Source organism: Stenotrophomonas sp. SMYL20, from assembly GCF_036320045.1.
GTDB classification, from domain to species: Bacteria; Pseudomonadota; Gammaproteobacteria; order Xanthomonadales; family Xanthomonadaceae; genus Stenotrophomonas; species Stenotrophomonas maltophilia_A.
In genome coordinates, this window is sequence record NZ_JAWIRT010000038.1 from 20,070 (window position 1) to 27,431 (window position 7,362).

General features: G+C 67.3%; 6 protein-coding genes. All 6 read right to left on the reverse strand.

Annotated elements, in window-relative coordinates:
- Positions 1-56 precede the first annotated feature (56 nt).
- The gene (locus V3B48_RS20100; RefSeq protein WP_134951323.1) at positions 57-2,246 is read right to left on the reverse strand and encodes a PAS domain S-box protein; all 2,190 of its coding nucleotides are present in this window, start codon (positions 2,244-2,246) and stop codon (positions 57-59) included.
- Positions 2,247-2,453: 207 nt separating this feature from the next.
- Positions 2,454-4,841: a Tex family protein gene (locus tag V3B48_RS20105; RefSeq protein ID WP_329894298.1), complete on the reverse strand. Its 2,388-nt coding sequence runs from the start codon at positions 4,839-4,841 to the stop codon at positions 2,454-2,456.
- Between the two features lie 207 nt (positions 4,842-5,048).
- The gene (locus V3B48_RS20110; RefSeq protein ID WP_005410085.1) at positions 5,049-5,264 is read right to left on the reverse strand and encodes a hypothetical protein; all 216 of its coding nucleotides are present in this window, start codon (positions 5,262-5,264) and stop codon (positions 5,049-5,051) included.
- A gap of 827 nt (positions 5,265-6,091) precedes the next feature.
- Positions 6,092-6,544, reverse strand: coding sequence for a hypothetical protein (locus V3B48_RS20115; protein WP_107432473.1), 453 nt, complete (start codon positions 6,542-6,544; stop codon positions 6,092-6,094).
- A complete protein-coding gene (locus tag V3B48_RS20120) occupies positions 6,541-6,744 on the reverse strand; it encodes a PspC domain-containing protein (RefSeq protein WP_006452007.1) in 204 nt (67 codons plus the stop codon). The genes V3B48_RS20115 and V3B48_RS20120 overlap by 4 nt, the downstream gene beginning before the upstream one ends.
- A 65-nt stretch (positions 6,745-6,809) precedes the next feature.
- The gene (locus V3B48_RS20125; RefSeq protein WP_329894299.1) at positions 6,810-7,181 is read right to left on the reverse strand and encodes a YfeK family protein; all 372 of its coding nucleotides are present in this window, start codon (positions 7,179-7,181) and stop codon (positions 6,810-6,812) included.
- Positions 7,182-7,362 lie beyond the last annotated feature (181 nt).

The following is a 7,362-nucleotide window of genomic DNA, read 5'->3' on the forward strand; positions in this document are numbered from 1 at the left end:
ACCTGCATGAGTGGATGTGCGCGCAGTATTCGCGCACGCCCTCTCACAGGCTGAGATCAGCCCTCGGCGGCTTCGGAATCATCGCCGGGCAGCTCACTGGCCTCGCCCTGCACCTGTACGTTGTTGCGACCCATTGCCTTGGCCCGGTAGCACTGGGCATCAGCCGCTGCCACGGCCTGGTCCACGCTCATCCCACCCGCCAATGGCGCGATACCGATGCTGGCACCCACATGCAGGCGGTCCCGGTCCCACGGAATCGACAGCGATGCCAGGGTGTGCAGCAGTTCACCGCCGATGCGCGCGGCACGACGCGGCGTGCAGCCGGACAGGATCACTGCGAATTCGTCGCCGCCCAGACGCGCCACTACGTCCGAATCGCGCACACCGTGGCGCAGCACGCTGGCCACCGCCCACAGCACGGCATCGCCGGCCAGATGGCCCCAGGTGTCGTTGACCGGCTTGAAGCGGTCCAGGTCGATGTACATCAACGACGCGGCCTGGCCAGTTCGCTCGACGCGGGTGATCGCCTGCTGCAGATGCACCTCGAAACCGCGACGGTTGCTCAGCTCGGTGAGCGGATCGATCTCGGCCAGATGGCGCGCTTCGCGCTGGCGCGCGCGCTGCTGGGTGTCATCACGCAGTACCCACACTGCACCGCGTACATGACCTTCATCATCGCGCAGCCAGGCACGGGTCAGGTCGACCGGGATCGTGGCCGTGCCCAGGCGCAGCAGAAGATCGGCGTGCAGGTCCACCGCATTGCTTTCCGGGTCCAGCAGGACCGACACATCCAGTACCGAGCCGGGCGCATATTCGGTGGTCAGTGCCAGCACGTCCTGCACCTTGTGCCCGGCCAGCGACAGCGCGCCATCACCCGCCAGGGTGCGTACTGCGGCGGCATTGGCGTAGTCGATACGGCCATCCAGGCTGACACTGAGCACCAGGTCGGCAACCGCATCAAGCGTGATACGGCTGCGCTGCTCGCTCTCGAACAGGCGCTGCTCGCTGCTGCGCTGGGCGCTGATGTCCTGGATCTGCGACACGAAATGCAGCGGTTCACCGTGCTCGGTGCGCACCAGCGACACCGACAGCCGCGCCCAGATCACCTTGCCGTCGCGATCGAGATAGCGCTTTTCCAGGTGGTAGTGGCTGCGCCGCCCGGCCAGCAGATCCTGCACCAGGGCCAGGTCGGTCTGCAGGTCATCGGGGTGGGTCAGGCGCTGGAAATCAACCTGCAGCAGTTCTTCGCGGGGGTAGCCCAGGATCCGGCACAGTGCGTCATTGACGTCCAGCCAGCGTCCTTCCAGCGACACCAGCGCCATGCCCAGCGCCGCCGACGTGAACGCACCGGCGAATTTCTCTGCCGACAGGCGTGCTTCGGCGCGCGCCTGCAGGATCTCGGTGATGTCGATGGACATGCCGACATAGCCGATCCGCGCGCCGCCGGCACCATCCATGCGGCTGATCGACAAGCGCACCTGGCGTGGCTGGCCATCCTTGCGCCGCAGTGTCCACTGCCGTGAATAGGTCTGCTCATCGGCGCGGGCGCTGAGTGCTTCAAACGCGCCCGGCAGGCTTCCGTCCGCAGCCGCCAGCGGACGCAGCCAGGCCGCCAGCTCGTCCGGATCGTGGAAATCACCCAGTCGCCGCTGGCCGACCACTTCTTCCGCGCTGTAACCCAGCAGGCGTTCCGCGCCGGTATTGAACAGGGTGATGGTGCCTTCGGTATCGGTCGCGATCACCGCCACCTCATCGGACGCGTCGACCACGGCCTGCAATCGCTGCCGGCTCTCGGCCGCATCCTGCCGCGCCTGCTGCAGCTCGGTCACGTCGGCGTGCGCACCGGCCATCCACAGCGGTCGTCCCTGCCCGTCCCATTCGAACACGCGGCCACGGTCGTGGATCCACATCCACTGGCCGTTCTTGTGGCGCATGCGCAACAGGCAGACGTAGTTGTCGCTGCGGCCTTCGAAATGGTCCTCGAGCGCCGCGTCGGACAGGACGATGTCGTCGGGGTGGACCAGCTTCAGGAACGTCTTCTGGCACACCGGCTCCAGTTCTTCCAGCCGGTAGCCGACGATCTCGGCCCAGCGCGCATTGACCCGCATCTCGCCAGTCTGCACGTTCCATTCCCAGGTGCCGGCGGCGGTGCCGTCGATGATCATCGCCAGCCGGCGGCGTTCTTCGGCCAGCTCCTGCAGGCGCCGCTCGAGCAGCCCGTTGCCGTTGTTTCCCTGGCCCGCCATCAATCCGGCCCCCGGCCCGCACAGGCGGGCAGCAGCCGCAGCACAACGCTGCAGCCCTCAACGAAGACAACGGGTCCTGCTGGCGTCATGGCCCTCCCCAGCGACAGCGGGGAGGCCAAACGCCCCCCTCAGGCGCAAGTGTGCGCAATCACGGGGAAAATCGACAAGTCCCCCGCCACGAATCAAGCGTGACGGGGGACACGGTCCTCAACTGCGCTTGGCGCGGGCGAAGGCCTCGGCCAGGGCGTTGTTGGCCGGGGGCGCGGACTGAGCGGGACGGCCGCCATTGCCCTGGCCCCGGTTTGGCCCGCGGTTCTGGCCGCCTGCGTCGCGGCGCGGCCCCTGCCCCTGGCCGCGCTCATCACGCTGGCCCGGGCGGCTGGTGGCCTGCCCGGGGGTGTCGTCCAGGCGCCGGGTCAGGGCGATGCGCTTGCGCGCCACGTCCACCTCCAGCACCTTGACCTTGACGATATCGCCGGCCTTGACGACGTCGCGCGGGTCCTTCACGAAGGTATCGGAGAGCGCAGAGATGTGGATCAGGCCATCCTGGTGCACGCCGATATCGACGAAGGCGCCGAAGGCGGCCACGTTGCTGACCACACCTTCCAGCACCATGCCCTCGCGCAGGTCCTTGATGTCCTCGACGCCCTCGGCGAAGCGCGCGGCCTTGAACTCCGGACGCGGATCGCGGCCCGGCTTCTCCAGTTCCTTCAGGATGTCGCGCACGGTCGGCACGCCGAAGGTGTCGTCGGTGAACTGTTCTGCCTTCAGGCCACGCAGGAAGCTGCCATCACCGATCAGCGCCTTGATCGGGCGCGCGGTGCTGGCCACGATGCGCTCGACCACCGGGTAGGCTTCGGGGTGCACCGCCGAGGCGTCCAGCGGCTGGTCACCATCGGCGATACGCAGGAAGCCGGCGCACTGCTCGAAGGTCTTCTCGCCCAGGCGCGCGACCTTCAGCAGGTCCTTGCGGCGCTTGAACGGGCCATTGTCGTCACGATGGCGCACGATGTTCTCGGCCACCGTGGACGACAGGCCGGACACGCGCGACAGCAGCGCGGCCGAGGCAGTGTTCACGTACACGCCCACGGCATTCACGCAGTCCTCGACCCGCGCATCCAGTGCCCGCGCCAGGCGGTACTGGTCCACGTCGTGCTGGTACTGGCCGACACCGATCGCCTTGGGTTCGATCTTGACCAGTTCGGCCAGCGGATCCTGCAGGCGGCGCGCGATGGACACCGCGCCACGCAGCGACACGTCCAGCCCCGGGAATTCCTTGGCCGCGAACTCGGACGCCGAGTACACCGACGCGCCCGCCTCGCTGACCACCACCTTCTGCAGCTTCGGGTTGGCGGCAGCCTTGATCGCTTCGCCGGCCAGCTTGTCGGTTTCGCGGCTGGCGGTGCCGTTGCCGATCGCGATCAGTTCCACGTTGTGCTTGGCGCACAGCTGCTTGATCGTCTGCAGCGACTGCTCCCACTGGCGGCGCGGCTCGTGCGGGTAGATGGTGTCGGTCGCGACCAGCTTGCCGGTGGCATCGACCACGGCAATCTTGCAGCCGGTGCGGATGCCCGGATCCAGCCCGAGTACGGTCTTCGGGCCCGCCGGCGCGGCCAGCAGCAGGTCCTTCAGGTTGTCGCCGAACACTGCGATGGCTTCGGCCTCGGCCTTTTCGCGAGCCTGGTTGAACAGGTCCAGCAGCAGATGGGTGTGCAGCTTGGCACGCCAGGTCAGGCGGCAGGCATCCAGCAGCCAGCGGTCGGCGGCGCGGCCCTGATCGGCGATGCCGGCCTTGCGCGCCACGCGTCCTTCGGCGTACTGGTGGCCGGCCTCGGCCTCGTTGCCCGGGTCCAGCTCCAGGAACAGGATCTCCTCGCGGCGCGCACGGAACAGCGCCAGCAAGCGGTGCGAGGGAATCTTCGCCAGCGCCTCGGCATGCTCGAAATAATCGCGGTACTTGGCGCCTTCGGTTTCCTTGCCCTCGGCCACGCGGGCACGGATCACGCCGGTCTCGCCCAGCCAGGTGCGCAGCTCACCGACCAGCGCGGCATCTTCGCCCCAGCGCTCCATCAGGATCGCGCGTGCACCTTCCAGCGCAGCCTTGGTGTCGGCCACGCCCTTGTCGGTGTCGACAAAGGAAGCCGCGAAGACCTGAGGGTCCTGCGTCGGGTCGGCCAGCAGGCCATCAGCCAGCGGTTCCAGACCGGCCTCGCGGGCGATCTGGGCGCGGGTACGGCGCTTGGGCTTGTGCGGCAGGTACAGGTCTTCCAGCCGGCTCTTGGTGTCGGCGGCCAGGATGTCGTTGCGCAGGTCGTCGCTGAGTTTGCCCTGCTCGCCGATGCTGGCCAGCACCGCCGCGCGACGGTCTTCCAGTTCGCGCAGGTAGGTCAGGCGCACTTCCAGGTTGCGCAGCTGGGTGTCGTCCAGGCCCCCGGTCACTTCCTTGCGGTAGCGCGCGATGAACGGAACGCTGGCGCCCTCGTCGAGCAGGCCGACGGCGGCACGTACCTGGGCGGACTGGGCACCGATCTCGTCGGCGATGGTCTGGGCGATCTGCTGGGCGAGCGCGCTCTGGGCGTTCTTGGCGTCGTGCATTGCTTCAGGTCTGTGCCGCGTTACGGGAAGACCCCATTCTGGCAATCCACGACGGAGCCGGACAAGGCATTGACAGGGGGCGAGGTTCAGCGGTGAGGCCGGAGTGGACGCCGGCATCCTGGCGAAAAGAGGGCTCGGACTGGCCCTGGGCTGGGATGCCGGCGCGGGCGCGCGATGGTGGGCGCGCCCTGCCGCGTGTTGCGGAGGTCAGCGGTAGTGGCGGGCGGCGCGCTGCATGACGATCTCGTCACGCATGCCTTCCAGGGCCATCAGGCGGACCTTGCCGACACCCTGCAGTTCCATGAACCGCTCCGTGTAGAACTCCGGCCCCAGCGCGGTGTCGGCGCGGGATTTGCTGAAGCCGTAGGGCACCACGCCCTTCTCGCCATCCTTGCTACCACCGACATAAAGAACGATTGCCATGTGATGTATTCCTCCAAATTGCTACTGCGTACTGCACTCGATGAGCGATGCTGCGAGCTCATCGAGGGAGAGCTTACCGCGTCGAACCTGACTGGAACGTCACGAAGGCTAATGACGATCGGTTGCATGCAGATGACTGCGGGATCGCAGCAGAATGCTTACGGATCTTTAACTTCCGGCTAACGAATCGGGGGTTTCCAGCCAACGGCGCAGCCCCTCGTGGGTGGTTTGGGATGATCGCGGAAAGCCGGTTTCCTGTGGGCTGCCCGGGTGGGTGGGGCTGGCGGGGACGCCGTGAACCCGTCCCTGGGGGCTTAGCCGCGGCATCCATGCCGCGGATACCCCGCCAGCCCCACCCACCCGGCCGTTGACAGATTTCTGCTGCGTCTACCACCCACGGAGAAGAAAAAAGAAGATCAAAAGCAAAAGCAGCCTGGCTGGCCGCTTTTTGTAGAGCCGAGCCCACGCTCGGCTGCTTTCAGACCAGTCCGCGAAGCCGACCGCAGGCTCGGCTCGCGAGCAAGCGCAGCGCGCGACCCGCTTCTGCTGTTCTTTTTCTTCTCCGTGGCTGGACGCGCACGGAAACTGTCAGAGGCCGGGTGGGGTGGGTTCGCGGGACCGTTGGCGCCATGGATGGCGCCATCGAGCCCCCAGGGGCGGGGGTTGGGGGGGTGCAGCGGAGCCACCCCCCCCCGGCCGGCGCCGCCCCGCCCCCGCGGGGCGGGGGGGGGGCGCCGCCCCCCCCCCCCCCCCCCCCCCCGCCCGGCCCAATCACATGAAACGTATTCCGCGACCAAGCCACGAGGGGCTGCGCCGTTGGCTGGAACCTACGGCCACCAGCCACGCCCGAACCGGGCGAAATGATCGGCCGCGCGCTCGAACGGGTTGCGCGCACTCACCCCGCCACACAGCAGGTACACCGGCAGGTACAGCGGCCCCAGCACCATGTACTGGTAGACGTGCGCGCGTTCGTGGTCATCCAGCCGGATCAGCGGCTCCACGCCCCACCCCGCCTGGTGCGCATAGGTGCGGCAGGAAATGCCCAGGTCATGGCCGGTATGCAGGATCACGTTGCCCAGGGTGATCGCCCCGCCTGGTCCCCACGGCCAGCGATCGAACACCAACGCGCTGTCACGGCCGCTCCAACGCAGCGTCGCGCCGCCGAGCATGCCGGCCAGTCCACCGATCACGCCGAGCAGGGAATTGGGGGACGTCCACACCGCGCCCAGCACCTGCAGCGCGCGCAGCCAGATCGGCCAGGGCGTCACGGGAGTCTTCAATCGGCCTCGTTGGGAATCAGCAGCCACAGGATCAGGTAGACCAGGATGCCGGGGAAGGCCGCCGAGCCGATCGAGACCAGCACGAACACGATCCGTACCAGGGTGGCATTCCAGCCGAAGCGATGGGCAATGCCGCCCATCACGCCGGCAATCATGCGGTCGTTCAATGAACGCGACAGCGTGCGCGGCGTGGTGTTCATGGCGGTTCTCCTAGGCTACGGGAAAAAGCAGTCGAGCAAGGCTCGACTCTACACCGCCCCTATGTCTACGGAGCGCGGTGGCGCAGGGCCTGCAGGCGTGCGCCGAACCAGGCGGCTGCAGTCTGTTCAGGCTGCCCCGGGCACTGGATGCGATAGGGCTTGCCGCTCATGCTGCTCTGGCTGGCGGCGCGCTCGATGAACTGCTCGGCGCTGTCCACCATGTTCTTCTTCAGCAGGTAGTCGTACTTGCGCTGCAGGTGCGACCGCGCATCGCTGCCGTCGTACCAGCTGCCATTGCGCTGGAACCGGCACTGGGAGCCGTCCAGGCTGGAGATCAGCTGGGCGATCTCCCGGCGTGCATCCGTACTGGGTGCGGCGTGGGCAACAGGTGCTGCCAGCAGCAGCGTGGCAAGCAGCATCGAAATCCTTTGCGACATCATCACCCTCCATGCAGTCGAGCATGGCTTGTATGTTCCTCCCGGCTCCTACGAGGTATGTAGGAGCCAGGGTGGAGGGACCGTCAAGCATGCATCTGCGGATACTAGCCGACAGACGAGTCGAGCGATCCCCATCCCGCACACGAACGTCGATAAAGGATCGTACGGCCCCCAAAGGGGA

Excerpts from the sequence above, each read along its gene's own strand:
- V3B48_RS20125 (WP_329894299.1), bottom strand. The coding sequence starts at position 7,181 with ATGTCGCAAAGGATTTCGATGCTGCTTGCCACGCTGCTGCTGGCAGCA.
- V3B48_RS20110 (WP_005410085.1), bottom strand. The coding sequence starts at position 5,264 with ATGGCAATCGTTCTTTATGTCGGTGGTAGCAAGGATGGCGAGAAGGGC.
- V3B48_RS20105 (WP_329894298.1), bottom strand. The coding sequence starts at position 4,841 with ATGCACGACGCCAAGAACGCCCAGAGCGCGCTCGCCCAGCAGATCGCC.
- V3B48_RS20120 (WP_006452007.1), bottom strand. The coding sequence starts at position 6,744 with ATGAACACCACGCCGCGCACGCTGTCGCGTTCATTGAACGACCGCATG.
- V3B48_RS20100 (WP_134951323.1), bottom strand. The coding sequence starts at position 2,246 with ATGGCGGGCCAGGGAAACAACGGCAACGGGCTGCTCGAGCGGCGCCTG.